We start from the raw sequence: 25,219 nt of genomic DNA, 5'->3' as shown, positions 1-25,219 counted from the left end.
GCGGCAACGCCTGCGGGCGGCGTCATGTGCCCAGGACCTTGCGGGGCAAAGGGCCCGGATTCGGCAATCCCCTGAAATCAAGGGCGGCGGAACACGGTAAACAGTGTACTATCCTTATGGGGAGCCGCCCCTTTTGTCAAATACGAAGGCACGCGCCGACCTCGGACCCGGGCATCAAGCAGCCGGATTCGATGTTGATAACCACTGGGGCCTGGTGTATTTTTGATAGACGGCATGTGCGCTTTATGCCCCCTTTCGTATGACCCCGGTTCTGCCCCCGCCCTGTTGTTGTGTGGCCCCCCTTCCGGCTTTACACCCCCTTCGTCGCACCGCTTTTATCCCTTTTGCCTTCCCAGGCAACGGCAACGCGCCGTGACCGAAAAAACATGATTCCCGGACACCTTCCGCCCGGGAATCCGATATGTCTTTATCCGTACATAAGGAATGGAGTCATGAAACATCACATCATATTATGGGTGCTGGGCCTGTTTATCATGGGCATCACGGCGACCACGGTCCATGCCGAAGGGTGGGCCATCAAAGCCAACTATACGGAGAGTTGCAGCTGCAACCCCACCTGCCCCTGCCTGTTCGGCTCTCCGTCGACACGGGGCTACTGCGAGGGCAACAACCTCATTGAAATCAAGGAGGGTCACTACGGGGACGTCAACCTTGACGGCGTATCCGTGGTCACGGCCTTCAGCCTGGGCAAATGGCTGAGGGTGTATGTGGATGAGTCCGCCTCCATGGAGCAGGCCAAAGCCGTGGTCGAGCTCCTGAAGCTGGACCAGACCTTCGGTATCATCTACTCCGGCGGCTCGAAAATCCTCTCCGAGGAGAGGGCTCCCATCTCCGTGGAACGCACCGACACCAAAGTCACCTTTTCCGTGCCCGCCTCCAAGGTGGAGATCGAAAAGATGAAGGGCTTAAACGGCGAGCCCATCAGCATCAAAAACCTTCCCGTGCCCTTCATGGAGGACCACACCCAGTACAAAGCCGTCACCCTGACCCACAAAAGCAAAGGCAAAGAGTTCAAGCACACCGGTACCAACGGCCTGACCTCAAAAATTGATGCCTCGGGAACCTTGTAGTAAGGGCTATGCCCCAAAATAATAATACATAACGATCTTTCGCCTCAAATGCGTTACGTCTCGACGCAACGATCAAAAAAAAAGGAGCGGCCTCCGGCGGCCCTGCCGGGGGCCAAACCCTTGGTCACCGCAATTTGCCATGGTACGCCCCACGTTTATTGTACGCGGCGTCGACGAGCTGCAACCTGTATTGCATGGGTATCAGCGGCAGATCATCATGGATGGTTTACGTGACGCCGGTGCGGCCCGCATCCTATTCACAGAGGATTAGCCTCCGAAGGCCACCTCGCTCCACATGGATTTGTTTCAGGGCTGCAGGTCCTTTAACAGGTCACAAACAGCGTCGTAGCCGCCGTTGAGAACGCCGAAGTAGCCCCCTCCGGGCGTCCCCCAGGCGCTGGCCAGGTACAGGCCCTCAACAGGACAGGTATTCTTCAGACGGCTGTCGCCGCTGTTGCCGAGAAGCTGGCTGTACCCGAGAAAAGCGCCCTGGGCATTGCCTGTAAACCGAAGATTCGTGAGGGGCGTTGCCGCCTCCTTCTCCCGAATCATGGCGGTCAGCCCCGGGATGACCTGTTTTTCCGCCCGTTGTATCAACACGTCCCTGACATGATTTTTCCGTTTCTTGTAGGCAGATGCCTGGGCGTGGTCCGTCCTGTACTCCACCTCAAAAGCCCGCCATGGCTCGTAGCTGCTGCGCGCAAAGATCGATACAATGCTGGTGCCGGGAGGCGCGTACCCTTGGTAGGCGTTGTTGTAAACGGTCACCCCGTAGGGCATTCGCTCAGGGTCGCAGGCATTGATGGCCTGAAGGTTTGCCGCATCGTCGCAGGAGTCAAACACAAAGGTCTCGTAAGCAGGGATATCCGTACTGATGTCCCTGTTCAGCCCCAGCCAGATATTCACCATGGACATGGAGGGCTTCAGGGCTCCGAGCTTTTCCCGGTAATCCTGGGGGACCTTACCCGCAGGCAGCAGCTTAAACATGGTCTCCGGAACGCAGGCATTGGAGATCACGGCTTTTGCCGCCTCTTTGCGTTTGTCCCCACCTGTTTGACACACCACACCGGAAACCCCCTCCCCCTCCATCAGGACATCCGTGACCTCGGCTCCGGTCACCACCTTTCCACCATGTTCCCTGATCACATCCACAAAAGCGTTGGAAAAATCCTGGGAACGCCGTTTGTAATACCAGCTCCCGCAGGTGATCAGGCCGCCGGTGCTGAACAGGTAAAAGCTTGCCGGTAAGGTCTTCGGGGTTTTCCCGTAATACGAAATAAACCCTCCCAGCAATGTCTTGAGCCAGGGGTCTCCCGTGCACTCATCAAGGAATTCCGACAGGGATATCTTGCTTAAAGGATCTTTTTCCAGCCCAGCCATGCCCTCTTTCAAAAACGCCTGAAGCAGTTGCATCATCTTGCCGAAAAAGGCCTGAATCCCCTGGGCATCATCGGGGAACCGGGCCACAAAGGACGCGATGATCTCTTTGACATAGTTCGTCGGGTCGTTGGGGAGCAGGTTTTTCGCCTCCTGCCTGGGATACGAAAGGTCCGGGCGCCCGGGGGTGACAAACCGGGCCAGTTCGGGCAACAGCACAGGATCGATCCTGTTTTTTACCCCGGAGGCTTCCAGCAAAAAATCCACGGGAGGGCCTGCGGCCACCGTGGCATGCAGTGAAACATCAAAGGTAAACGCCCCCCTTGAAAAGGTCGTGGCGTAGCCGCCGGGTTTGTCATACCTTTCAAAAACAGTCACGGGAAAGCCGTTTCTGGCCAGGCAGGCGCCCGCCATCAGGCCTCCGAGCCCAGCCCCGATAATCGCAACAGGAACCCTCTCTTTGTCCGGTACCTTGGATGCCAGCTCCGTTAATGTTGCCATAGCCATCTCCTTTGCACCGTGACGACCGTCCCTTCCTTCATTTCAGACAATGACGGAATGCAAAAACACGGGAAAGAACCGAGCCGGAACGTGCGTTCGGGTTATGAAGCCACAGGGACACAGGCCCCGCCAGGGCTTCCGTTTAAAATATATTGAAAATTTGATATATTATACACCATCGGATTCCGGTATCGCAACGAAACGCAAGGGGACACAGTCAGGCCTCTTCACCTGCACGGGCACTCATGAGAAGTGCGCATTTCAGCCCTCTTTATTCAGCCACCACGCCTTTTCCCTGTCGACTTCATTCATAATCGCGGTTTCTCAAGACATATCCCGGAGAGAAAGATCACGACCCTGGGGGGGAACGGGCACCCTTTGCCATCATGATGTGCCCGCCCCCGCACCACCAACCTTCTTTCAGGAGGCATGTCATGGACATGTTGACCATTGAAAACCTGGCATTCAGCGGTGGAGGCATCAAGGGACTGGCCTATATGGGGGCCATCCATGAGCTTCTGCAGAATTCGGACAAAATCGATATTTCCCAGGTCAAAAGGACCGCGGGAACGTCCGCTGGTTCCATTCTCGCGGCGTTGTATGCCGTCTACAACGGCAACTACGACGCCATGAAAACCCTGATGGACGAAGACTTTTCCAAGTTTGAAGACTTTACCCCCTTCGGCAGGGAGGTGGAGGCGTTGATCGGCGATTTCAGGGGATGGGACTGGTACAAGTTCCTCCTCTTCCCCTGGGCCGTGGGCAAGGGAATCAAAACCATTGAGGACGCCTCGGCAGTCTACAAGGACCTGTTCAGTAAATTTGACGCCACCAAAACGGGAATCTGGGCAGGCAACGCCTTCAAGCAGTGGCTGGAAGATGCCATCGATGCGGCCCTTCAAGAGGCGGGCCTGGGTATCACCAGCAAAGAGCTGACCTTTGCGAGAATCCATGAAACAGACTATTTCAGAATCGATCCCTTTGTCATCGGGACCAACCTGAACTCCGGTTACCCGGTGGTCTTCTCCTATCAGGACACCCCCGACATCCTCCTGGCCGATGCGGTCCGGGTCTCCATGTCCATTCCCATCTTCTTCGAACCCGTGGAGATGCCCTTTCCCTTTGACGGGGGTCAGGCCAGGTGCCTTTTCGTGGACGGCGGGGTGGTCTGGAACTACCCCATTGAACTCTTCGACCAGGAGCAGTTCATGCCGGACTACAGGCCCGGCCCCTACGGCAACTTAGACGCCAACCCCGCCACCCTGGGGTTGAAGCTCGACAGCGACGCGGCCATCGCCATTCTTCAGGATCCGGGGAAAATGGCCACGGACGTGGGCCAGCCCCCACCGACCAACGGCCTTGAGTTTGCCGGGTACATGCTGAACGACCTGATGAACAGCCAGAATTTTGCCATGCTCCTCTTCTCCAGAAACGAGCAGAGGACCATCAACGTCAGCGGCTGCGGCATCCCCGCCACCGACTTCAAGCTCAGCAAAGCCGATGAGCAGAAACTGTTCAACAGCGGCGTGGCCGGGGTGCAGAACTTTATTGGCCGGGCTTTTGGAAAGAAAGGGACCCAGGCCGCGCAACCCGGAATGAAAAAAGCCAACTAACCCGGCAAAAGAGAGACACATACACACAGGGGCAGGCCCGTTATGGCTGAGACAGCCAAAAGGGCCTGCCCCTTTTTTTTTAAAAGCCATGACACAGAATCATGGCAACGCGCAGTGTGTTGCGACCTCCGGCGGCCTGGCCCGGCCCCCTCGCCCGAATGAGAGCAAAAAAAGCACACCTGCCAGCCATGGTGTGGTACGTTTTTTCAACTCGTTTTTTGCCCCCAGAATGAAGATGGAGTCGTTATCCATGGAAACCCAGAAAATATTCGCCGTGATTGCCCAAAAGGTGGCGGAGGCCATTGAGGCGGTGGTTAACATTGATGTCACCGTCATGGACAGCAACATGGTGCGCATTGCCGGAACGGGCATCTACAAAGACCGCATCGGACTCAAGATTGAAGAGCAGACAGCCTTTGGCTACGCCCTGAAGACCGGTCGGCACTATGTGGTGGAGACCGCCCGCGAGAGCGAAATCTGCGCGGTGTGCGAAAGACGGGTGCGGTGCAGCGAAAAGGCCGAGGTGTGCATGCCCCTCAAACGGGGAGATGTGCCCATCGGGGTCATCGGGGTCATTGCCTTTACCGACGAGCAGCGGAACAAAATCGTCCGGAACAAGGCCCAGTACATCAACTTCATCCAGAAGATGGCCGAACTCCTGGAAGCCAAACTCTCGGAAGAGAGGATGTCCAGGGAGAACCAGCTCCTGGCCCTCCGGCTCAAGACCATCCTCAACACCATGCAGGAGGCCCTGGTGGTGTTCAACCGTTCCGGGGAGATCCTCTACAGGAACGACCCCCTGAACCAGCTCCTCACCGAACTATCCATCTCCGATTCAGGGGGATTCCTGACGGGCCTGTGGGATGAACTGAAGGAGAAAGCCCTCAACCGGGAGGTGGTGGAGAACAGGAAAATCCGCGTGCGGTTCCACGGCCAGGTCACCACCCTGGTGGCCTCGGTCTACACCATGGACGCGGAGGGCAGCGAGTTCATCGTCAAGCTGCACGAGTTCATCCGCTTCGAAAAAAAGATGATCCGGTACACCCAGCAGAACCAGGTCAACGTGGACTTCGACAGCATCCTCACCGTGTCCGAAAGCCTTCTGGACACCAAGGCCACGGCAGCCAAAGCCGCCGAATCCGACTCCAACGTCCTCATCTACGGGGAGAGCGGCACCGGCAAGGAGCTCTTTGCCCGGGCCATCCACAACAGGAGCAAGAGACGGGACAACGCCTTTATCGCCATCAACTGCGGGGCCATCCCCGACGAACTCCTGGAAAGCGAACTCTTCGGCCACGAAAAAGGGGCCTTCACCGGTGCCATCAACACCCGCATCGGCAAGTTCGAAGGGGCGGACGAAGGGACTCTCTTCTTAGACGAGATCAGCGAGATGCCCTACGCCCTCCAGGTGAAACTCCTCCGGGTGCTCCAGGAAAAAGAGATCTGCCGGGTGGGCAGCAACGAGACCCGAAAAATCGATATCCGCATCATCGCAGCCACCAACGCCGACCTGAGGGAACGCATCGAAGAAAGCACCTTCCGGGAAGACCTCTACTACCGGCTCAACATCATCCCCATCCACATCCCCCCCTTAAGAGAACGGGTCCAGGACATCATCTACCTCTCCCAGTTTTATATCGGGCAGTACAACCTCCGGTTCGACAAGTCGGTGAAGCGGCTCTCGAAAAACGCGGAAGCACTCTTCACGGCCCACGCCTGGCCCGGCAATGTCCGGGAGCTGCAGAACATCCTGGAGTACGCCGTCAACTTTGAAACGGGAGACGAAATCCACGAGGACCTCATCAAGCGACGGCTTGCAGGCGGCAACAACAGGCTGAAAGGTGCGGCCCCCGGAGCGGGCCTGCCCCTTGCCCACCCAGGCGCCACCCTCTCCTCGGACATGGACCGCGTGGAAAAAGAGCTGATCCAGAAAACCATCGACGCCCACAGCGATTTAAAACACAAAGAGATCGTCAAAAATGCCTGCAAAGACCTCAACATCAGCCGCACCACCCTCTACCGAAGGCTCCGCAAGCACGCCATCACCATCCCCAGGGTCGCAAATGCGCCATCCCTTCATTCCTCAGGGACGTCACATGTGCAAACGGGCTCAGCCCGTGGGGAAGGCGAGGGCAAGGGGCACGAACCCGGCTCGCCCCAAGGGTGAAAAAATCAAACAGCAAACGCTGATTTACATGTTCAACATATCGGCAGGATCTCATTCGTTCCCAGGCTCTGCCCGGAAATGATGCTCGGAGGCTCTGCCTCCACCAGTGAAATCGGTCTGAACAAGCGCTGTGGGGCAGGATGTCCCTCGGCAAGCACCTCTTCTCATGCCGACGGTCAGGGGCAGCGGGGGTGAACCGATCTGTTTTTGTTTCAATACCGGCACAGTTCCATATCTGACACAGATTTTTGTATCAGATGTGAAACTGACCTGTGTGTATCCTTCCTGTGGTGCCTGAACGTACGGCGTGCCGCCCCCCTTCACCACCCCTTGCAAATCCGTTTTTTTGACAAACACTTACCATTCCCTACCCCGTGCAAATCATCAAGAAACCAACGAGACCGTTTCGCTTTTTTCAAACATGGCATGCTCCTTGCGCTTAGTCATGGGACGAAAACAAAAAACCGTGAACGATCAAGTACGACACGTACGAACCATAGAAAGGAGTCAGACCATGGCCACCGATTATTCCGAGCTGGTTGGAATCTTAAAGCGGGAAGTTGTCCCGGCAACAGGGTGCACCGAGCCCATTGCCGTGGCATACGCAGCCTCTGTGGCGGGGGCTAAAATCAAGGACCTCTCCATGATCAAGTCCGTTGAGGTCTGCGTGGATGCCGCCCTGTTCAAAAACGGCCTTCGCGTAGGCATCCCGGGCATCAAAAAGCGCGGGTTGGAAATCGCCGCGGCCCTGGGCCTTGCCATCGCAACCCCCGACAAAGAGTTGCGGGTCCTGGAGACCATCGCCCCGGAGCAAAACCAAAAGGCCGAAGCCCTGGTGGGAAAAGAGCTGATCTCCGTCTGCATCAAGGGCAATTGCAGCAGGCTCTTCGTGGAGATCTTTGTCACCCTCACCGACGGCAGGCAGATCAAGGTCATGGCCGTGGACCGCCACAACAACATCGTCAAGGTGGAAGAAGGGATCAACCTCTCCCATGAAGAGCCCGGCGCCGTGGATGAGCAGGCCCACAAAAAGCTGATCCAGGCATACGACCTCAAAGACCTTCTGGATTTTTCCAACACCGTGCCCCTGGATGAGATCCGTTTTCTCCAGGAAGGGGTGGACAAGAACATGATGCTGGCCAAAGAGGGGCTCTCCTATGAGGGAGGCATCGGCCAGGCATACAAGAAAATCGTGGAGGAAGGGATCCTGAACGACCAGATGGTCACCAAGGCGGAGATGCTCTGCGCAGCAGCCTCGGAAGCCCGCATGTCCGGCTCCACCCTGCCTGCCATGAGCAGTGCGGGAAGCGGCAACCACGGCATCACCGTGTTCCTGACCATTGCCGGGGTGGCCGAAGCCACCGAGGCATCCCCGGAAGCCATGCTCCGGGCCCTGGCCTTCAGCAACCTCATCACCGTCTATATCAAGTCCTTTACCGGCACCCTGTCGGCCATGTGCGGATGCGGTGTGGCCGCGGGCATCGGGGCCTGTGCCGGGGTCTCTTACATGATGGGCGGCAGTGAAGCCCAGATCTTCAAGAGCATGCTCAACATGGTGGGCAGCATCACGGGCCTGATCTGCGACGGCGGCAAAGAGGGATGCGCCTACAAGCTGGCCCTTTCAGCCAGCTGGGCCGTCAAGGCAGCCCTTCTGGCCCAGAAAGGGGTCGCTGTCCATGAGGACAACGGCATCCTGGCCTTCAGCTTCCGCCAGCTCTTTGAAAACCTCGGATACCTGTGCAACACAGGCCTGGCCGGTGCCAACAACTCCATCCTCGATATCATGGAAAGGCAGTACAAAAAGGTGGGGTAAATAAGGGAACCGGTGCCTGATAAAAACGGGGGAAAAGCAACCCCACAAAGGGAGCTCTTCCCTCCCCGGTCACGGCGACCATCCATCCGGCCCGCGTTCCCTTTCACGCAACGTAAAAACTATTTTTACCGGTCCCCGTTTTTTCACGGGACATGGCCGGAATCGCGCTATATGGTCACCCTGGCCAACGCAAAGCCCCCCGGCCCCCCGGCCGGGGACCCCATATGCAAGGGAGTTGACAAACACGTGTAAAAAACGGAGGGCAGGCGCACTTCGGGCCCATGGCCTGGGAGCCGTCCCCCAAAAAAATAAAGGTTTCGGCATAAAAAGCACGGCGCTCGGCGGCAGGCAGGTTGGAGACACTGCAGCCGACATGGGCTCGCCTGGGAATCGTTTCACCGTTGAGACACCCCGGAACGCCCGCACGCAAGCGGCTTTTTTGCCCGGGCCCAATATGTTCAACCAGGAGGGATGATAGGATGTCATTGGAAAACAGGTTTGGAGAATTTGCTCTGATTATCAAGCTCATCGGCGGGATCGCCGCCGGTATCATCATCGGCCTTGTGGCAAACGAGGCCGTCATCGAGGTTGTCACCACCATCAAATACGTCATCGGGCAGCTGATCTACTACACGGTCCCGCTGATCATCATCGCGTTCATTGCGCCGTCCATCGTCAAGCTCGGAAGCAACGCCAACAAAATGCTCGGCACAGGGGTCCTGCTGGCCTACCTCTCCGCAGCCGGAGCGGCCACCATGGCTGCCATGGCGGGCTATCTCATCATCCCGCACCTCTCCATCGCCACCAGCGTGGAGGGACTCCGGGAACTTCCCGAAGTGGTATTCCAGCTCAACATCCCCCCTGTCATGTCGGTGATGACCGCCCTGGTCACCGCCATCATGCTGGGCAGTGCCACCATCTGGACCAAGGCCGAGACCTTTGCCAAGCTCATGAACGAATTTGAAGAGATCATGATGCAGGTTGTCCATCGCGTGGTCATCCCCATTCTCCCGATCTTTATTGCCGCCACCTTTGCCTGCCTTGCCTACGAAGGCAGCCTCACCAGGCAGCTTCCGGTCTTCCTGAAGGTCATCGCCATCGTGCTGGTGGGGCAGTTTGTATGGCTCACCATCCTCTACCTCATTGCGGGCATGATCTCCGGCAAGAACCCCATTGAGGTGGTCAAGCACTACTCCCCTGCCTACCTCACGGCCGTGGGCACCATGTCCAGCGCCGCCACCCTTCCCGTGTCCCTCTCCTGCGCCTCCAAGTCCAGCGCGCTCAGCAAGGACACCGTGGAGTTCATGGTCCCCATGGGTGCCACCATTCACCTGTGCGGCTCCGTGCTCACCGAAACCTTTTTTGCCATGACCATCTCCATGATGCTCTACGGCCACCTGCCCTCCGTCAGCGTCATGGCCCTGTTCATCCTTCTCTTCGGCATCTTTGCCATCGGCGCCCCCGGCGTTCCCGGAGGAACCGTCATGGCCTCCCTGGGTATCGTGGTGGGGGTCCTCCAGTTCGACCCCGCGGGCGTGGCCCTTCTGGTGGCGGTCTTTGCCCTCCAGGACAGCTTCGGCACCGCCTGCAACGTCACCGGTGACGGTGCCCTCACCCTGATGCTCGAAGGCCTGTTCAACCGCAACGGCGAGCTCCAGCAGGAGCACGCCTGCGAAGCAGAACTCAGCACCGAACTCAAATAGCCCCACGGGTTGCCTCCGGCCAAGCTGCCGGGGGCAACACTAAAGGAACGATTCAGCCCAATGAACAGCCCCCGGCGGCCCCGCCGGGGGCCAACCTTTTGAAAAATTCAGCAAACAGGTTTTGTTTTTTGAGGATTCGTGCCTGCAGAGCATAGCCCCTCTCCTTCTTTAATCTTGATTACCGGAACGTTTTTGCGGAGCTTTTTCCAAAAAGCGACCCGCCGGAGGCAACGGAGTTTTTAAATGCGTTGGCCCTGACCTGTTACCGGTTTCGTCTTGACATCCGAGCCCTTCAGTCATACTAAATAAAATTTTGATTTGACTGGACGGATCCATCAAACAGGGGATGTCGCTTCTCATCAACCACGCGACAGATCAAGGGCCCCGCATCAAGGCCCTTTGCCGAAGGCCCGGCTCACCGGGAGGAGGGCAGCCGCTGGCTTGGGAGCCGTCTCCATATGATAACCAGGAGGAAGACGAACATGGCACGATTGAAAAAACTGCTGACCGTCATGGTCATGGCAGGGGTTTGCATGGCAATGGTTTCCACGGCATCCGCCGCGGACAAGAACTGGGCAAAGATCAAAAAATCCGGCGTTCTCACCATCGGCACCAGCCCCGACTACCCCCCCTTTGAAAGCGTGGACCCCGCCACCAACAAAATCGTGGGTTTTGACATCGACCTCATCGACGCCGTTGCCGCCGAGCTGGGCCTTAAAACCAAGTTCCAGGCCATGGGCTTTGACTCCATCATCATTGCCGTGAAAAACGGGCAGGTGAACCTGGGTATGTCCAGCTTCTCCGTCACCGAAGAGCGTAAGCAGAGCGTTGACTTCACCATCCCCTACTACAAAAACGGCTCCACGGTTCTCACCAAGGCAGACTCCCCCGTGAAAACCGAAGAAGACCTGGTGGGCAAGCGTGTTGCCGCCCAGATCGGCTCCACCAGCGCCGAAGCGGCCAAGAAGATCAAGGGCTGCGACGCCCAGATCGTGGACGACGCCAACATCGCAGTGATGATGATGAAAAACGGCGTGGTTCAGGGCGCTGTCCTGGACGTGGCCATTGCCGAAAACTACGCCAAGAAGCCCGAGTTCACCGTCTTTGAAAAGCCCCTGAGCTACGAAGAGACCGCCGCCATCGTGCGCAAGAACTCCCCTGAGCTCCTGGACGCCCTCAACAAGGCCATCGAAAAGCTCGAAGCCGACGGCACCATCGCCAAGCTCCGCAAGAAGTGGGGCGTATAGAGGATCGAAGGCCCTCAGCTTTGATTGTAAAACGACGCCACCCCAGCCGGAAAACCGGTTGGGGTGTTGTCCTTCACAGCATGCACCACAACAGACCGCGACCATGATCACGTAAGGCCCCCTGGAAAACCATGCGGTTTTCCATGCCGCCCCCGCGCCTCAACGGGTCTGTTCAAAAACCGTTTGCCCCCCGGCAGGCCCGCCGGCGGCAACCCCATAGAAGGATCATCACAGTGATCGATTTTGCGCTGGTTTGGCAGCACAAGTTATTTTTGCTTAAAGGAGCCGCGGTCACCATTCAGCTGACCTCCGGTGCCCTGATCATCGGCATCATCCTCGGCTCCCTTGCCGGCATGGGCCGCATCTCCAGAAACCGCCTGATCCGAGCCGTGTCAGGTGTCTATGTCTACGTCCTGCGCGGCACCCCCATGCTGCTGCAGATCTTTTTCATCTACTTCGGTCTGCCCCAGCTCTACCTGGCCATCACCGGGGACCCCATCATGTTTTCGCCCATCAAGGCGGGCATCACGGCCCTGGGCATCAACTCAGGCGCCTACGTGGCGGAGATCGTCCGCGCGGGCATCCAGGCCGTTCCCAGCGGCCAGATGGAAGCCGCCCGCTCACTGGGCATGCCCCACGGCCGGGCCATGTGGGACGTCATCCTGCCCCAGGCCTTTCGCAAAATCATTCCCCCGTTGTGCAACGAGTTCATCGTCCTTTTAAAGGACTCCTCCCTGGTCTCCGTCATCGGGGCCGGTGAGCTGATGTACTCGGCCAAGGTCATGGGCGCCCGGTACTACGACTACGTCCAGTTCCTCTTCGGCGCCGGTGTGGTCTACCTCTTTTTGACCTTCATCATCTCCCAGGCCCTGGCCGCCCTGGAGAGAAAACTCGGCGTCATGGACAAGTAGCACCTCGCCTTCCCGTTTTTCTGCGAAGAAAGGCCCCCCACAGCGGCTTTCGCTGCTCCGCCCACGGTCATGACGGCCCGGCGGAGCGGCAGCGCCCAACACACCGCACCTCCCCTGCCCATCAAAAAAATGCCATCTCCGAAAACCGCTTGCCAGGATTCCGGCAGGAACGTTATCCATACAGGAAAGAGGTCACGGGTCGTTTTTTTTCGGATCATCCCCCGTGGTCTCCTGCGGCACGCCGCACCACCTTTTGGGGCAAAGAGACCATGATACAGCACGAATACAGCCAGGCCAGAATAGCCAAGGACAGGAACTACGACGGCAGGTTCTTCTTCGGGGTGAAAACCACGGGGATCTTCTGCAGGCCTTCGTGCCCGTCTCCTGTGGCCAAAGAGGAGAACGTCCGCTACTTCAAGACACTCTTTGAAGCGTTGAAAGAAGGGTTCCGGCCCTGCTACCGGTGCAGGCCGGACCTTGAAACGGAGTACACCAGCGGAAACATCCGGGGAACATTCCTGGTGAAAGAGGCCCTGGAAAAAATCTACGGCGGGTTTCTCCACGACCACGGCCTCGAAGATCTGGCGGCCGAGGTGGGGGTGTCGGATCGCCACCTGCGGCAACTCTTCCAGGACAACCTGGGTGCCCGGCCCGGGGCCGTGGCCAGGTACCACAAGGCTCTGTTCGCCAAGAAACTCCTGGTCTACTCCCGCCAAAGCATCACGGACATCGCCTATGCCTCAGGCTTCGGCTCCATTCGCCAGTTCAACGAGGTGTTTAAAAAGACCTTTGGGAAAACACCCACGCAGCTGCGCCGGGAAGAGGGACCCGGGGAAGAAAATCCCGGCGCCGACACCCTGCTGAAGCTCCCCTACCGGCAGCCCTTTGATTTCAAGCAAATCCTCTCCTTTCTGGCCCCGCGGGCCATCCGGGGGGTGGAGGTGGTCACCGAAACAAGCTACAGCCGCACCTTTCGAGTGGGCTCAGCCCGAGGACACGTCACGGTCACCGATGCCCCGGAGACCTCGGCCCTTGCGCTTCACATCGCCTGTGACGACATCCGCTGCTGCATGGAGATCCACAACCGCGTCCGCAGGATGTTCGACCTGGACACCGACTTTTCCCGGATCAACCACCTCCTTGCAGCGGACACCACCCTGTCCCGCGGCATGACAAACGGCCACGTGCCCCGCCTGCCCGTGGCCTTTGATCCCTTTGAGTTTGTTGTCCGCGCCATCCTCGGCCAGCAGATCACGGTAAAGGCCGCCACCACCCTGGCCGGACGCATCGCTGAAAAAGCGGAACAAAACACCGGCCCTGAGTACCCGGACGGCCTGGACCGCTACTTTCCCGATGCCGAAGAGCTCGTTAGCCTCGATCTTTCCGGCATCGGCCTCACCCAGACCCGCCAGGCTACCTTGCAGACCGCGATGCGGGCCGTTCTGGACGAGGCTGTCAAGCTCACCCCCAACCAACCCTTTGACGCCTTTCACCGGGACTTTTCCAGCCTGAAAGGCATCGGCGACTGGACCGTTCACTACGTGGCCATGCGGGGCCTGGGTATGAAAGACTGCTTTCCGGCCACGGACCTAGGGGTCATCAAGGCCCTGACCCGGGACGAAAAACCGACCAAAAAAGCAATCCAGGCCATGGCCGAAGCGTGGCGCCCCTACCGGAGCTATGCAACCCTGTGCCTGTGGCATATGGACAAAGGAGACGAGGCATGACCTATTACACACAATTCCAGGCCCCCCTCTGCGAGGTGATCATCGCAGGGGATGAGCGAGGCATCTCCCATCTTCACCTCTGCACAGGGGAAGGCAAACGGGTCTTTGAGATCTCACCGGAGTGGGTTCGAAACGACGCCTTCTTTGACGACGCCGTGGGGCAGGTGCGGGAGTACATGGAAGGAAAAAGGGATCACTTTGACCTGAAGCTCAACCCCTTGGGAACGGAGTTCCAGAAACAAGTATGGAAGGCACTCACGGCCATTCCCTTCGGAGAGCTCAGGACCTACGGAGACATTGCAAAAAAACTGGGCAACGAAAAGGCCTGCCGTGCCGTGGGCATGGCCAACAGCAAGAACCCCATCCCCCTTATCGTGCCCTGCCACCGGGTGGTGGGGGCAGGCGGCAAGCTCACGGGCTTTGCCCATGGCCTGACCATCAAGGAGCAGCTCATCCGGCTGGAAAAAGAGAAGGACCCAACGTAACGAAGAGCCCCCGGCAGGACGCCGGAGGCTTTTATGAATGCATCAGTAACAAATAAGGACACACCACCATGTATGCCGTCATCTTTGAAGTGACCCCCAAGGCCGAAGGCAAAGCCGAGTACCTGAAAATCGCCGCGGAAATCCGGGGCTTCCTCGAGAGCCGACCAGGCTTTATCTCCATTGAACGGTTCGCCAGCCTCAACGAGGAGGGAAAATTGCTTAGCCTCTCCTTCTGGGAATCCGAGGCCGCCATCGAGGCATGGCGCACCATGCTGGACCACCGGACCGCACAGAGAACCGGCAAGGCCTCCCTTTTCACCTCCTACCGCATCCGCGTGGCCAACGTGGTGCGGGACTACACCCACGACAAGCGGGGCCAAGCCCCTGCGGACTCCAACAGCGCCCTTCTTTAAACAGCGAGCACCCTGATCTATGGCCAGCAAAGGAACCACACCATGACCATCACCCTCGCCTTTGACGTATACGGCACCCTCATCGACACCCACGGTGTGGTTGAGCACCTCAAAGAACTCATCGGGGAAAAGGCTGCGGCTTTTTCCCGTACCTGGCGCGAAAAACAGCTGGAATATTCGTTCAGGCGGGGGTTAATGCAGCACTATGCTCCGTTTTCCGTATGCACCGCCCAGGCACTGGACTACACCTGCACCGTCCATGGAATACCGTTCAACAGCGAGCAAAAAAAAGGCCTCCTGGAAATCTATCGCACCCTCCCCGCCTTTCCGGATGTTCGTGAAGGGCTTGCCCGTCTGAAGGCAACGGATTGCAACCTCTTTGCCTTTTCCAACGGCACCGCAGACGCGGTGGAAACCCTCTTGAACGCTTCGGGAATCCGGGATGCTTTCCATGGCATTGTAAGCGTCGATGAGATCAAATCGTTCAAACCCAACCCCGGTGTCTATGCCCACTTCCTGAGAAAATCCGGAGCCGCAAGGCACGAAGCCTGGCTCATTTCAAGCAATCCCTTTGATGTGATCGGTGCCCTTTCAGCCGGCATGCGCGCTGCCTGGGTCAACCGATCCAAAGAAGCCCCCTTTGATCCCTGGGGCATTGAGCCATCGGCCACCATCCATGATTTAACCGAACTTCGCGACGCCCTCAGTACGCCTTAACCCCACAGGATAGAGGCCCCATTCCCATGGGGCGCTCGCAAGCCGTCGGGAAAAACCCCCGTCATCAGTCAACCGCGTCTGTGTGACCGGAGATTTTGTCTCTACTCCGAGGCCCCGGTACGCACGTCCATGGTGATGGGAATGAATTGCCCTGGTCGCGATACGGCAACGTTCACCACCACCCGCATCATTCCGGCATCCACGTCGCTTGCGCCCACGGTGATGTTAAAGGCATCGTCCGGGTCCGCCCCGGCCAGCCCCCCCTCTTTCCAGAGGTCCATGAGAAAATGCCTGATCAGGGGCGTCACCTTCCCCCAGGTCGCCGGTGTGTTGGGTTTTGAGGCGCATCCCTTGAGGGCTTCCGTGATGGAGGCCTCAATCATCATCACCGTCCGCCGCACGTTCACATAGCGCCAGTCCGGGCTGTTGCCGTCCAGGGTCCGGGCTCCCCAGATCAGGGTCCCTTCACCGGGAAAGGCGCGGATGGCATTGACAGACAGGCCATCCGGGGGAATGGCAAGGAACTCCTGGCGATCACCGGAAACGGTGACAGCCGGGCTGCAGACGCTGTTCAGGCTGATGTTGGCAGGGGCCTGCCAGACGCCACGTGAATTGTCCGTCATGGCGTAGGCACCGGCAACGGCGCCCGACGGCGGCAGCAGGTTGGCACGCTCCTTCATGGCTTTGAGCAGGGTGTTGAAAAGCGGGCTTTCTGCCACCAGGGCATTGTTGATGCCGGTTTTTTCCGCGTGGGTGAGTAAGGGAGAGGTCATCTTACTGATGACAGACGCCATGGCGCCTGACTCGGCGGCGGGGGCCTCCCCCCGGCCTTGGGAAAGCTCCTCGGTCAGAAGCCGCTGGAGAAGCGAAAGGGGGGTAAGGTTTTCAAACCCCAGGTCCCGTTCCTGCACCACCGTGGTGTTCAGCCATGGGTAATAGGCTGCTCCGAGGCCCAGGTCCGCAGAGCCGATGCCGTCCCGAAACACCTTGATGCAATCCGCAGAAGAGTTTGGTGAAGGCCGGTCTCCTCCCCGGACATCCAGGATGGCAAACCGGCTGCGACCCGGCTCTGCGCACCGCCGCAGGGCGGCCTGCTGCACGGCGCTGCACCCTGCCCCATCCAGAAGCACGGCCTCGGGGATCACCACCAGGGTGGGCCCATCCTCCCCCGACAGGGCACCAATCCCCCGGACCAAGCCCTCGGTTTCCACGGCATCTCTGTAGTCCCCCACGGACACGATGCTGCAGGGTCCGCCCCCGTTCTGGAAAAAGAGTTCCAGGCTGCGGTACAGGATGTAGCGCTCGGAGCTCTGGGTCAGGGAAAAGGATTTGCCATTTAGAACCACATCCGAGGCATCGGGTGAGCCCGCCCCCTTTTCCTCAAGGGAAAAGCCGAGGACCGGCGCACCACCGAACAAGGCCACGTACTCGGCCATGTTACTCACCGAAACCGGTTCCATCACATTTTCAGGCATTTTTCCCGTGTGCCCGATAAAAATCGGCACGGCCGTGGGCACCGCCGTCACCGACCCGGGAAGCCCTTCGGCCCATGCACAGACAAAAGACAAGAAAACCAGGGCACATGCCAGCCCCATGACGCGTGAACGCCCCTTCATCATCATCCCCCCCATCAAGGCCCTGCGCCAACCAACCCGCGCCATGCGCAAGCCCTTATCTATGTATCCATTCCGTATCATCACGCAAGGCACGGCTCACCGCGCCCCGCGACTCATCACAGGGTAAACCGCCCCACAAGGCCACTCAACTGATCGGCCAGGCCGGAGAGTTCCCGGGCCTTGGTGCGGATCTGAAGGCTCCCCTCATTCATCTCCCGGGCCGCCCGGCTCACCTCCGAGATGCTTTGGGCCACGCCTTCGGCAGCGGCCGAGGCCTGTCCCACGTTCTCACTTACGGCCTGGCCGCCGGAAGCAGCCTGGGCAGCGCTCTGCGAAATTTCACGGGTGGTGGCGGACTGCTCTTCAATGGAGGCAGCCACAGTGGTCACCACCTGATTGATATCGTGAATCACCGTGACAATGGATTCGATGGCGTCTACGGACTCTGACGTCACGGTCTGGATCCCGGAGATCTTTCCCCTGATCTCCCCGGTGGCATCCGCCGTCTGCCGGGCAAGGGCCTTGATCTCTTCGGCAACCACCGCAAACCCTTTTCCGGCCTCGCCGGCCCGTGCCGCCTCGATGGTGGCGTTGAGGGCAAGCAGGTTCGTCTGCTCAGAAATCTCAGAGATGGTTTCCGTCACCTGGTTGATCTCCTTTGCAGCGCTTCCCAGCTCCGTCACTTTTTCCGACACCATGCGGGCCTCGTCCACGGCCCCCCGGGTGATCTCGCTTCCCTTTGCCGTATTTCCGGCAATCTCCTCAATGGTTGCCGTCATCTCCTCAGAGGCAGCGGCGATCATCTGGATGCTCACGGTGGTCTGCTCCGTGGACGCGGATACCTCGTTCATGTTGTCGGTCATCTCATCGGCTGCCGTTGAGACCGTGCCGGAGGCTTCCGCGGTATGGTCCGAGTTCGATGTAATCTGTTCCGAAACGGCAGACAGCTCCGACGAGGAAGACATCAGCATCCCCACCCCGGTGCTGACGTCGCCGAACATGGATTTGAGATTGGCCGACATGCTGTTAAGGGACGCCACCAGAACCCCGATCTCATCTTTGCCCCGGATGTCCAGGGTCTGCCGCAGGTCCCCCTGGGCCATCTTGTCTGCAAACGCCGCGGCCTGTGACAGTGATGAGACGATGGGACCGGCAATGAGAAGGGCAACCCCCACGCACATCACCAGCACAACCCCCATGGAGACCCATACGGTACGGGCCGTGAGGGCACTGTGCTCCCTCATGGTTGTCAGGGAATGGTCCAGCTCTTCCACATGCTGGGCCACGAGTTTGTCGATCATCCCCGTGAGCTCTTCGGCAAAGGGGTCAAACTTTTCCATCATGGGATTGCCCTGCTCCGGCCCCCCGTCGATATAGGCCTGGGCCATGGAGCGTCCCATGGCGTAATACCGGTCCAGGCTCACCCGCATCGCCTTTAACAGGGCCACGGTCTCGGCTTCGCCGTACTTTTTGTGCTCATCAATGGCAAAGGCGATACGCTTGACTGCGTCGTCGTAGTAGGTTTTGGCCTCATCGTATCCGTCATCGTATCCTTTGGCTGCCCGGGTGGCAGAGATGTCCGTGAGCCAGCCCTGAATCTGCTCGATATCCCGCTTGGTTTCGATGAAATTAAAGGTGTGGGGAAGAACTTCCCCTTCTGCAGATGCCAATTCCTCCACCGTCGCCTGGGTGAACCGTGTGATACACAAGCCCGAAATGGCAAACAGCACCCACACAATCCCGAAGCCTGCAAAAAGCTTCACCCGCACCGACACATCATTGAGTTTAAACGCCATCTCTATCTTTCCTCATAAAGGATCACAAAGGGTGGGCCATAAAAGCCATCATGCAGCCGCTTTGAACGGACTGCCTGATGAACGGCCCCGATAAATAAATCAACCCCGCCGTCCACGCGACAAGGAGTATCTCTCGTCAGTTCCATGCAAACACACGCCTGGGTTCACAGCCCACGAAAATGAGAAATACTATCCCCTCATCCATCGACAAAACAAAAACCGCCTTGAATATTTCTTTCATTTTTTTTGCAATAAAAAACCGCACGACCCAATCAGAGAAAGGGCGTGCGGCAGGCAAGGCGAGGAGGGTTGGCAAATCGAGCAGAAAACCGTGAGTTGGGGTTGCTCTTTCAGTAATACCCACTCTTCCCCGCAGAGGTCGGGAAACATAACCTCACATCACTTTGGCAGGGTTATTTTCTCATGAACTGTCCGGGGGGTCGGAAAAAAGGGGACTGAAACGGGGAACAGTGAGTAAAGGGGCAGGGAGAATGGGGTCACGCCATCCGGGGAGCGTCAGCGCATGACCGGCCGGCTCAGCCAAAAAAGCAGCAGAGGCGCTAAATCTGCTCTTTGATCTCCTTGACCATCCCCATGTCCACGTGCTCTCCAAAGGCAAGGGTGGCGGAATGAAGGGCCAGGGCCACGAGGATCCCTGTAAAGGTTATCCCCGTCAGGGCAATGAGGACGGAAAGGGCCCTGGACCCCTTCCGACTGGGACGCATGTCCCCGTATCCCACGGTTGTGGCCGTGATAAATGTCCAGTAGAGGGTGTCGAACCGGCCCCATTTTTCAAGGCGGCCCACCCACTGCCCCAGCATCACGATCACAAGGAGCAAGAACACCATCAGGGGGGCTGCAAAGTACAGGGCCCACAGCAGAAACCGAATGAACGTCAGGGTAAAGCCCATAATCAGGAACCTTCGGTGGGGGTTATCGGCCAGGTGGATCTTCCGTATGAGATGTCATACGAAAGATGTAATCATTGATCAACCCCAAAAACAACCGGGCATCTCCACCACAGCAAGGCAGGTGGGGCTCAGCTGTATCGCAGGTAGTTCTCGATCTTGAGCCGGAGTCTCTCGGCCAGGGTGACGTTGGCCGCCCCCAGGGTCTCAAGGATCATTTCGGCCTCCTGCCGGTAGGCTGTGATCTTCTCCCGATCCCAGTGGGCAGGCGGCGGCTGGAGGTTGGTGATGCGGTCGGCGAGCTTGACCATCCAGACCTCTTCGGGCTGCTGCCGAATGCGGGCGAGGCTGTCGGCCATCTGCTCCTGCTTGCTGCCAAGGGTTTTGTCCTTGGAAAGAGCCTTTACCCCTCGGGCCACCTCAAGCCCGAAACCCTCGGCCACGGTCTCAAAGGAGGTCTCCGTGTCTTCCAGGGTGTCGTGCAGCAGGGCGCAAAGCACGGCAAGATCCGGCTTTTCGGTGCAGGCGGGGTCCTCTGTGATGGCGGCCATCACCTCCATGGAGACGGTTCCGACATGATTGATGTACGCGATCTCGGTACCGGGCATGGTCTGCCCGTTGTGAGCCCTGGAGGCAAAATTCCAGGCGGCAAGGACAAGGTCCTGATTCCAAACAGTCATGGGTAAGATCCTTCAAAAAAAACCGGTTAATTCGGCAAGAGGCACTCAAAGCCGCTGCCCGCCATGGAGGGGACAAACTCCGTCACATCATATCGCGCCACGCCCTCTTTGCAAAAGGGGTCTTCGGCCAGCACCGCGTCCAGGGCCTCCCTGGTAGGCATGTCCGCAAGGATCACCCCACCGGTGCGGGGCACCTTGCGACCGGAGGCGATAAAATGTCCTTTTTCGTACTGCTCCTTCAGGTAAACGACATGGGCCTCAAGGTTCGCGTCCACTTTATCCATTTCGCATACATAGGTCAGGGAAACAATATACATGCGTCGTCCTTTTCATCTTGATCGAGTCATGCAATGGGGAGGGCCTGGATCCGCAGCCCCTTTGATCCGAAGCGCCCCCAAGGGCCCATGGATCACAACGGCCCAAGGGAACCACAGCCACGGAAAAGCTTCAAGGATTTCCTTGCTCAAGCACCGGGGCTCCCCGACCGGGCGAGCCCCACTTCACACGGAGACACTACAGGCGAAACTGCCCCACAGCAGTCTCCAGCTCTTCGGAGAGGCCGTTGAGGGTGAAGGCCTCCGAGGCCACCTTGGAGCTGCCCTCGCCGAGGCCTGTGGTCTCCCGGTTCAGCTCGGTGATGTCATGGGCCACGCTGCCCACGGCAACAGAGGTGTCCGCGATGTTGGCCGCCACCTCCTGAATCCCCAGGGAAGCCTGCCCGATGTTCTCGGAAATCTCGCGGGTGGTGACGGACTGCTCTTCCACGGCGGCGGAGATCCCCCCCACCACCTCGTTGATGCCGTGGACCACCTCGTTGATGCCCGTCACCTCGCTGACCGCGTCCCGGGTGGCGTCCTGGATCATGCTGACCTGGGTACGGATATCACCTGTGGCCTCGGCGGTCTGACGGGCCAGCTCCTTGATCTCGTTGGCCACCACGGCAAAACCCCGGCCCGCGTCACCGGCCCGCGCCGCCTCGATGGTGGCGTTCAGGGCCAGCAGGTTGGTCTGCTCGGAGATCTCGGTGATGGCCTCGGTGACGTGACCGATTTCCCTTGCCGCCTCGCCCAGAGAGGCGATGCGGGTGGCCGAGGACTCGGCCTGGTCCACGGCCTGAGCGGTGATTTCCGTGGCCTTGCCCGTACTCCCGGCGATCTCCCCGATGGTCTCCATCATCTGCTCGGCGGACTCGGCCACAATGCCCACGTTGGTGGAGGCCTCTTCAATGGCGGCTGCCACGGTGTTCATGTTGCCGCTCATCTGCTCTGCGGAGGCTGCCACGGACTGGGATTTTCCCACAATGGACGAGAGGTTCACGTTCATGCTTCCAGACAGGGTGCTCAACTCACCAGAGGAGACAAACAGGGTTTTCGAGTTGTCCACCACTCCCTGGAGCATGGCCTTCATCTCCCCGGCCATGGAGTCGAGGCTGCCACCGATGCGCCCGAGTTCATCGCCTCCGTCGATGCCGGAGGTGGCGTTTAAGTCACCGGAGCCAAGGCGGCGGGCGAACTTCTCCACCCGGGCAAGGCGGGTCAGCAGGCCGAAGGTCATGCGGATGCCCAGGAGCATGACCAGCAGCCCCACGGCCACTCCGCCGATCTGGAGGGTGTAGAGCAGGGAGAGCTTTTTCTCGGAGGCCTTCTGCATCAGAAGCACAGCCTTGTTCATCTCCCCCAGAAGGGAAAGGTTGTTGGCCTGGACCCAGGCCAGGCTGTCGGCGGCACCTTCCCCGTCCGAAACAACGGTCTCAAGGTGTCCGTAAAAAGTCCTCCACAGGCCGGATACCGTGTTAAGTTGATCCCGCACCTCTCCTCCGGCTGCGGGGCAGTGCCGGTAAGCCGTGGTCTTCAGATTCAGGGTCAGGGGGGCGTTTCCGGAGTCGGTGAGGGCCTTCAGGGTCAGGTCGAAGACCTTGGCCGTGTTGCGGATGGTGGCGGCCGAAGAAGCATCGGGAAAGGCGGTGTAATGAAGGATCTCCTTGGTCATCTTCTGGGTCAGCATGCGCTGCCTGCCCGCCAGGTTGATGACCAGGCCGTCGTCCTTCATGCGGCCGGACACCACCACGGTGGAACAGAACATAAACACGACAATCACCGAAAATCCTACCATCAAAAGCGTCTGCCTGACCTTGATACTCATCTCTTCACACTCCGCTGCAACTCAATTCCCATGACCGGCCCTGTCTCACCCGGTGCGACACACGGCACATCCAGCCCAGTGGGATCCCGGAGTGTCTCTCCGGCCCAGGGGCATGCCCACACTACATAACAACAACTGTGCCAGCCCGACACCTGAAGCGCCTTAAAAAAAGCCGAAGTATACGGTTCGACGGCCCAGGGCCCCTGAGAGTGCGGGTACGTCCCAGGACAACCATCTGTTTCCATAGTCTCATCCAAACCTGGCCTATCCCGACCCCCACCGGACAGCGCCCCCCAAAAAAACGAGCCGCAAGACACAACACAGGTCCCTTCCATGCCAAAACGCCTGCGGCACACAAAAAAAACTGTCCCACCCACCTACCTTTCAGCCAGATCTGTCCCACACCCCTTTTGACACACACCGGTGCCGCTCCTCCCGCCCCTTGAAATTCCATGTGATCTTGAGCAACGTGGGGCTCATTTTTTCCTGTCTTTCCCCCCGGTAACATACTATATACCAAGGTCAGGCAGAGGCCATGGACGCGGGGTCCCCCGGCCGGACCACGCGACGCCCCATCCATTCTTTCGAGGAAAGCGATATGGGAATCAAAACACAGGAATCGTTCAACTTCTATTCACACCTGGCAGGTGCCATCGCCTCCCTGGTGGGGACGGTCTACCTTTTGCGCATCGCCAGCCACTCGGCGTCCATGACAATCACGGCCCTTGTCTACGCCCTCTCCCTGGTCTTTCTCTTTTCGGCCAGTTCCCTGTACCACGCCTTTAAAAAACAGGAGAACGAGCTCTCCTTCTGGCGAAAAATGGATCGCCTGGCCATTTTCTTCATGATCGCCGGCACCTACACCCCCATCAGCTATTTCTGCCTTGAGGGCAACACCCGCTGGGTCATGATCGCCTTTCAATGGAGCGTGGTGGGCTTCGGCCTCATCTCCCAGCTTTTCTTCCCCAGGGCCCCGAGGGTCCTTTATGCCCTTATCTACAGCGCCATGGGCTGGTCGGCGGTCTTTCCCATCAAACAGGTGCTGGCCAACCTCTCGGCCGGGCAGACGGTGCTGCTCTTCACGGGCGGCGCATCCTTTACGGCCGGTGCCCTGATCTACGCCATCAAAAGACCCCGGCTTGTCCCGGGGATCTTCAGCTTCCACGAACTCTTCCACATCATGGTCCTTTTAGGGGGCGTCCTCCACTACGCCCTGATCTACCGGGTCTATGCAACCTCCCTGGCATGACACGGCCCCGGACAACGAATGTGACTGCACACTGAAAAACGAGATTGGACAACAAGACGCTTTGATTGAACCACGGAAAGAACAGGTACCATGCCGGGAATGGGAGTCTCTCGCCCTTACGGAGATGCTCCGCTTTTACGACGACTACGACGCCTTTGCCCTGGAAGGCGAATCCAAACCACGGCATATCGGCGCCCCGGTCTTCCTCCGCCACCCGGAGGCTCAGACCGGCATCCTGCTGCTCCACGGCTTCATGGCCGCCCCGGAAGAGGTCCGCCAATGGGCTGAATTCCTTTACGGGCTCGGGTACACCGTCTACGCCCCCAGGCTTGCGGGCCACGGCACCTCCCCTGCCGACCTTGCCGGGCGCACCTGCGACGACTGGATGGACTCCGCGGACCGAGGCCACGCCATCCTCGAAACGTGCTGCACGCGCATCGTGGTGGCGGGCTTTTCCACCGGCGCCGGACTGGCCCTGGCCCAGGCCCTCTTCAAGCCCGAGGCCTTTGAGGCCGTCATCTCCGTCAGTGCCCCCTTAAAATTCAAGAGCCTCTCCGTCTCCGGCGTGGAGGCCTTAAACGACTGGAACCGACTTTGCCGTGCCCTGGGTCTCACCTGGTTCACCAAGGAGTTCGTTACCAACCACGCGGACAACCCCCACATCAACTACCTGAAGAGCCCCATCGCAGGCCTCGTCCAGGTGAAAGCCCTGATGAAGAGGGTCTGGAAAGGCCTGCCTGACTTCTGCCCTCCCGCCCTCATCGTCCAGGGCAAAGGCGACCCCAAGGTGAGCGACAAAAGCGGCAGAAAACTCTTTGCCCGCATCGGCCACGAAAACAAAACCTACCGGGAGATCCCCTTTCACCAGCACGGTATCGTCCGCGGCCCCATCGCCGCGGAGCTCTTTGACGAAGTGGAACGTTTTCTGAAAAGCCTGGAAACACCCTGACCCGAAAGACCAGAGGGACCGCTGAACAAAGGCTGCGGTCCCTCCCTTCATGACCGCCCCCTGTCAATCCGGCGGCAAGCCCCATTCCATCCCTCCACGAGCTTGAAAGCTGTC

The 25,219-nt window shown here is 58.8% G+C and carries 21 protein-coding genes; 13 read left to right on the top strand and 8 right to left on the bottom strand.

The window, feature by feature from the left end; translation table 11 throughout:
• Positions 1 to 452: 452 nt before the first annotated feature.
• Positions 453 to 1,091 carry a DUF1326 domain-containing protein gene (locus ACOYW0_RS14495; protein WP_482414573.1) on the top strand — a complete coding sequence of 213 codons (639 nt, stop codon included), beginning with the start codon at positions 453 to 455 and terminating at the stop codon, positions 1,089 to 1,091.
• A gap of 306 nt (positions 1,092 to 1,397) precedes the next feature.
• Here ACOYW0_RS14495 and ACOYW0_RS14490 read toward each other — a convergent pair whose 3' ends face one another.
• A complete protein-coding gene (locus tag ACOYW0_RS14490; protein WP_482414572.1) occupies positions 1,398 to 2,969 on the bottom strand; it encodes a phytoene desaturase family protein in 1,572 nt (523 codons plus the stop codon).
• Between the two features lie 434 nt (positions 2,970 to 3,403).
• Between ACOYW0_RS14490 and ACOYW0_RS14485 the strand changes: the two genes are divergently transcribed.
• The 10 genes from ACOYW0_RS14485 to ACOYW0_RS14440 all read left to right on the top strand — a co-directional run bounded on the left by ACOYW0_RS14485 (position 3,404) and on the right by ACOYW0_RS14440 (position 15,765).
• Complete coding sequence (locus ACOYW0_RS14485) at positions 3,404 to 4,582, top strand: patatin-like phospholipase family protein (RefSeq protein WP_482414571.1); 1,179 nt, start codon at positions 3,404 to 3,406, stop codon at positions 4,580 to 4,582.
• Positions 4,583 to 4,832: 250 nt separating this feature from the next.
• Positions 4,833 to 6,749, top strand: a complete 1,917-nt coding sequence (locus ACOYW0_RS14480) for a sigma 54-interacting transcriptional regulator (RefSeq protein WP_482414570.1) — start codon at positions 4,833 to 4,835, stop codon at positions 6,747 to 6,749.
• Between the two features lie 514 nt (positions 6,750 to 7,263).
• A complete protein-coding gene (locus ACOYW0_RS14475; protein ID WP_482414569.1) occupies positions 7,264 to 8,562 on the top strand; it encodes an L-cysteine desulfidase family protein in 1,299 nt (432 codons plus the stop codon).
• A gap of 479 nt (positions 8,563 to 9,041) precedes the next feature.
• Positions 9,042 to 10,265, top strand: a complete 1,224-nt coding sequence (locus tag ACOYW0_RS14470) for a dicarboxylate/amino acid:cation symporter (protein ID WP_482414568.1) — start codon at positions 9,042 to 9,044, stop codon at positions 10,263 to 10,265.
• Between the two features lie 482 nt (positions 10,266 to 10,747).
• A complete protein-coding gene (locus ACOYW0_RS14465; RefSeq protein WP_482414567.1) occupies positions 10,748 to 11,512 on the top strand; it encodes a basic amino acid ABC transporter substrate-binding protein in 765 nt (254 codons plus the stop codon).
• A gap of 272 nt (positions 11,513 to 11,784) precedes the next feature.
• Positions 11,785 to 12,423 carry an amino acid ABC transporter permease gene (locus tag ACOYW0_RS14460; protein ID WP_482414566.1) on the top strand — a complete coding sequence of 213 codons (639 nt, stop codon included), beginning with the start codon at positions 11,785 to 11,787 and terminating at the stop codon, positions 12,421 to 12,423.
• Between the two features lie 269 nt (positions 12,424 to 12,692).
• Positions 12,693 to 14,150, top strand: a complete 1,458-nt coding sequence (locus ACOYW0_RS14455) for a DNA-3-methyladenine glycosylase 2 family protein (RefSeq protein WP_482414565.1) — start codon at positions 12,693 to 12,695, stop codon at positions 14,148 to 14,150.
• Complete coding sequence (locus ACOYW0_RS14450) at positions 14,147 to 14,635, top strand: methylated-DNA--[protein]-cysteine S-methyltransferase (protein WP_482414564.1); 489 nt, start codon at positions 14,147 to 14,149, stop codon at positions 14,633 to 14,635. Before ACOYW0_RS14455 ends, ACOYW0_RS14450 begins: the two co-directional genes overlap by 4 nt.
• Before the next feature lie 68 nt (positions 14,636 to 14,703).
• Positions 14,704 to 15,048, top strand: a complete 345-nt coding sequence (locus ACOYW0_RS14445; protein WP_482414563.1) for an antibiotic biosynthesis monooxygenase family protein — start codon at positions 14,704 to 14,706, stop codon at positions 15,046 to 15,048.
• A gap of 42 nt (positions 15,049 to 15,090) precedes the next feature.
• Positions 15,091 to 15,765, top strand: coding sequence for a haloacid dehalogenase type II (locus tag ACOYW0_RS14440; protein ID WP_482414562.1), 675 nt, complete (start codon positions 15,091 to 15,093; stop codon positions 15,763 to 15,765).
• Positions 15,766 to 15,866: 101 nt separating this feature from the next.
• Here ACOYW0_RS14440 and ACOYW0_RS14435 read toward each other — a convergent pair whose 3' ends face one another.
• The 7 genes from ACOYW0_RS14435 to ACOYW0_RS14405 all read right to left on the bottom strand — a co-directional run bounded on the left by ACOYW0_RS14435 (position 15,867) and on the right by ACOYW0_RS14405 (position 22,907).
• Entirely contained in the window at positions 15,867 to 17,426 is a 1,560-nt protein-coding gene (locus ACOYW0_RS14435) for a phage tail sheath C-terminal domain-containing protein (RefSeq protein WP_482414561.1), read from the bottom strand.
• A 71-nt stretch (positions 17,427 to 17,497) separates the two neighbouring features.
• Positions 17,498 to 19,177 (bottom strand): methyl-accepting chemotaxis protein, encoded by a 1,680-nt coding sequence (locus ACOYW0_RS14430; protein WP_482414560.1) that lies wholly within the window; start codon positions 19,175 to 19,177, stop codon positions 17,498 to 17,500.
• A 136-nt stretch (positions 19,178 to 19,313) separates the two neighbouring features.
• On the bottom strand, positions 19,314 to 19,541 hold the full coding sequence (locus tag ACOYW0_RS14425; protein WP_482414559.1) for a hypothetical protein: 228 nt from the start codon (positions 19,539 to 19,541) through the stop codon (positions 19,314 to 19,316).
• Positions 19,542 to 19,737: 196 nt separating this feature from the next.
• Positions 19,738 to 20,088, bottom strand: coding sequence for a potassium channel family protein (locus ACOYW0_RS14420; protein WP_482414558.1), 351 nt, complete (start codon positions 20,086 to 20,088; stop codon positions 19,738 to 19,740).
• 128 nt (positions 20,089 to 20,216) lie between these two features.
• Positions 20,217 to 20,765, bottom strand: coding sequence for an HD domain-containing protein (locus ACOYW0_RS14415; RefSeq protein WP_482414557.1), 549 nt, complete (start codon positions 20,763 to 20,765; stop codon positions 20,217 to 20,219).
• Positions 20,766 to 20,791: 26 nt separating this feature from the next.
• Positions 20,792 to 21,082, bottom strand: coding sequence for a YciI family protein (locus ACOYW0_RS14410; RefSeq protein ID WP_482414556.1), 291 nt, complete (start codon positions 21,080 to 21,082; stop codon positions 20,792 to 20,794).
• 196 nt (positions 21,083 to 21,278) lie between these two features.
• Positions 21,279 to 22,907 (bottom strand): methyl-accepting chemotaxis protein, encoded by a 1,629-nt coding sequence (locus ACOYW0_RS14405; RefSeq protein ID WP_482414555.1) that lies wholly within the window; start codon positions 22,905 to 22,907, stop codon positions 21,279 to 21,281.
• 598 nt (positions 22,908 to 23,505) lie between these two features.
• On the opposite strand from ACOYW0_RS14405, the gene trhA reads away from it, so the two are divergent.
• Together trhA and ACOYW0_RS14395 are read left to right on the top strand one after the other, a co-directional pair.
• On the top strand, positions 23,506 to 24,156 hold the full coding sequence (gene trhA / locus ACOYW0_RS14400; RefSeq protein ID WP_482414554.1) for a PAQR family membrane homeostasis protein TrhA: 651 nt from the start codon (positions 23,506 to 23,508) through the stop codon (positions 24,154 to 24,156).
• Between the two features lie 61 nt (positions 24,157 to 24,217).
• The gene (locus tag ACOYW0_RS14395) at positions 24,218 to 25,105 is read left to right on the top strand and encodes an alpha/beta hydrolase (protein ID WP_482414553.1); all 888 of its coding nucleotides are present in this window, start codon (positions 24,218 to 24,220) and stop codon (positions 25,103 to 25,105) included.
• The last annotated feature ends 114 nt before the right edge of the window (positions 25,106 to 25,219 follow it).

It is taken from the genome of Desulfoluna sp. HI9BLuna, from assembly GCF_056829775.1.
The sequence above is the reverse complement of the archived record's forward strand: the minus strand, read 5'-3'. Positions and strand labels throughout refer to the sequence as shown.

Bases quoted from the DNA above. Each gene is read 5' to 3' on its own strand.
- ACOYW0_RS14455 (WP_482414565.1), top strand. From the start codon at position 12,693: ATGATACAGCACGAATACAGCCAGGCCAGAATAGCCAAGGACAGGAAC.
- ACOYW0_RS14465 (WP_482414567.1), top strand. From the start codon at position 10,748: ATGGCACGATTGAAAAAACTGCTGACCGTCATGGTCATGGCAGGGGTT.
- ACOYW0_RS14450 (WP_482414564.1), top strand. From the start codon at position 14,147: ATGACCTATTACACACAATTCCAGGCCCCCCTCTGCGAGGTGATCATC.
- ACOYW0_RS14445 (WP_482414563.1), top strand. From the start codon at position 14,704: ATGTATGCCGTCATCTTTGAAGTGACCCCCAAGGCCGAAGGCAAAGCC.
- ACOYW0_RS14485 (WP_482414571.1), top strand. From the start codon at position 3,404: ATGGACATGTTGACCATTGAAAACCTGGCATTCAGCGGTGGAGGCATC.
- ACOYW0_RS14440 (WP_482414562.1), top strand. From the start codon at position 15,091: ATGACCATCACCCTCGCCTTTGACGTATACGGCACCCTCATCGACACC.
- ACOYW0_RS14490 (WP_482414572.1), bottom strand. From the start codon at position 2,969: ATGGCAACATTAACGGAGCTGGCATCCAAGGTACCGGACAAAGAGAGG.
- trhA (WP_482414554.1), top strand. From the start codon at position 23,506: ATGGGAATCAAAACACAGGAATCGTTCAACTTCTATTCACACCTGGCA.
- ACOYW0_RS14405 (WP_482414555.1), bottom strand. From the start codon at position 22,907: ATGAGTATCAAGGTCAGGCAGACGCTTTTGATGGTAGGATTTTCGGTG.
- ACOYW0_RS14495 (WP_482414573.1), top strand. From the start codon at position 453: ATGAAACATCACATCATATTATGGGTGCTGGGCCTGTTTATCATGGGC.
- ACOYW0_RS14470 (WP_482414568.1), top strand. From the start codon at position 9,042: ATGTCATTGGAAAACAGGTTTGGAGAATTTGCTCTGATTATCAAGCTC.
- ACOYW0_RS14480 (WP_482414570.1), top strand. From the start codon at position 4,833: ATGGAAACCCAGAAAATATTCGCCGTGATTGCCCAAAAGGTGGCGGAG.
- ACOYW0_RS14410 (WP_482414556.1), bottom strand. From the start codon at position 21,082: ATGTATATTGTTTCCCTGACCTATGTATGCGAAATGGATAAAGTGGAC.
- ACOYW0_RS14430 (WP_482414560.1), bottom strand. From the start codon at position 19,177: ATGGCGTTTAAACTCAATGATGTGTCGGTGCGGGTGAAGCTTTTTGCA.
- ACOYW0_RS14435 (WP_482414561.1), bottom strand. From the start codon at position 17,426: ATGGCGCGGGTTGGTTGGCGCAGGGCCTTGATGGGGGGGATGATGATG.
- ACOYW0_RS14475 (WP_482414569.1), top strand. From the start codon at position 7,264: ATGGCCACCGATTATTCCGAGCTGGTTGGAATCTTAAAGCGGGAAGTT.
- ACOYW0_RS14415 (WP_482414557.1), bottom strand. From the start codon at position 20,765: ATGACTGTTTGGAATCAGGACCTTGTCCTTGCCGCCTGGAATTTTGCC.
- ACOYW0_RS14420 (WP_482414558.1), bottom strand. From the start codon at position 20,088: ATGGGCTTTACCCTGACGTTCATTCGGTTTCTGCTGTGGGCCCTGTAC.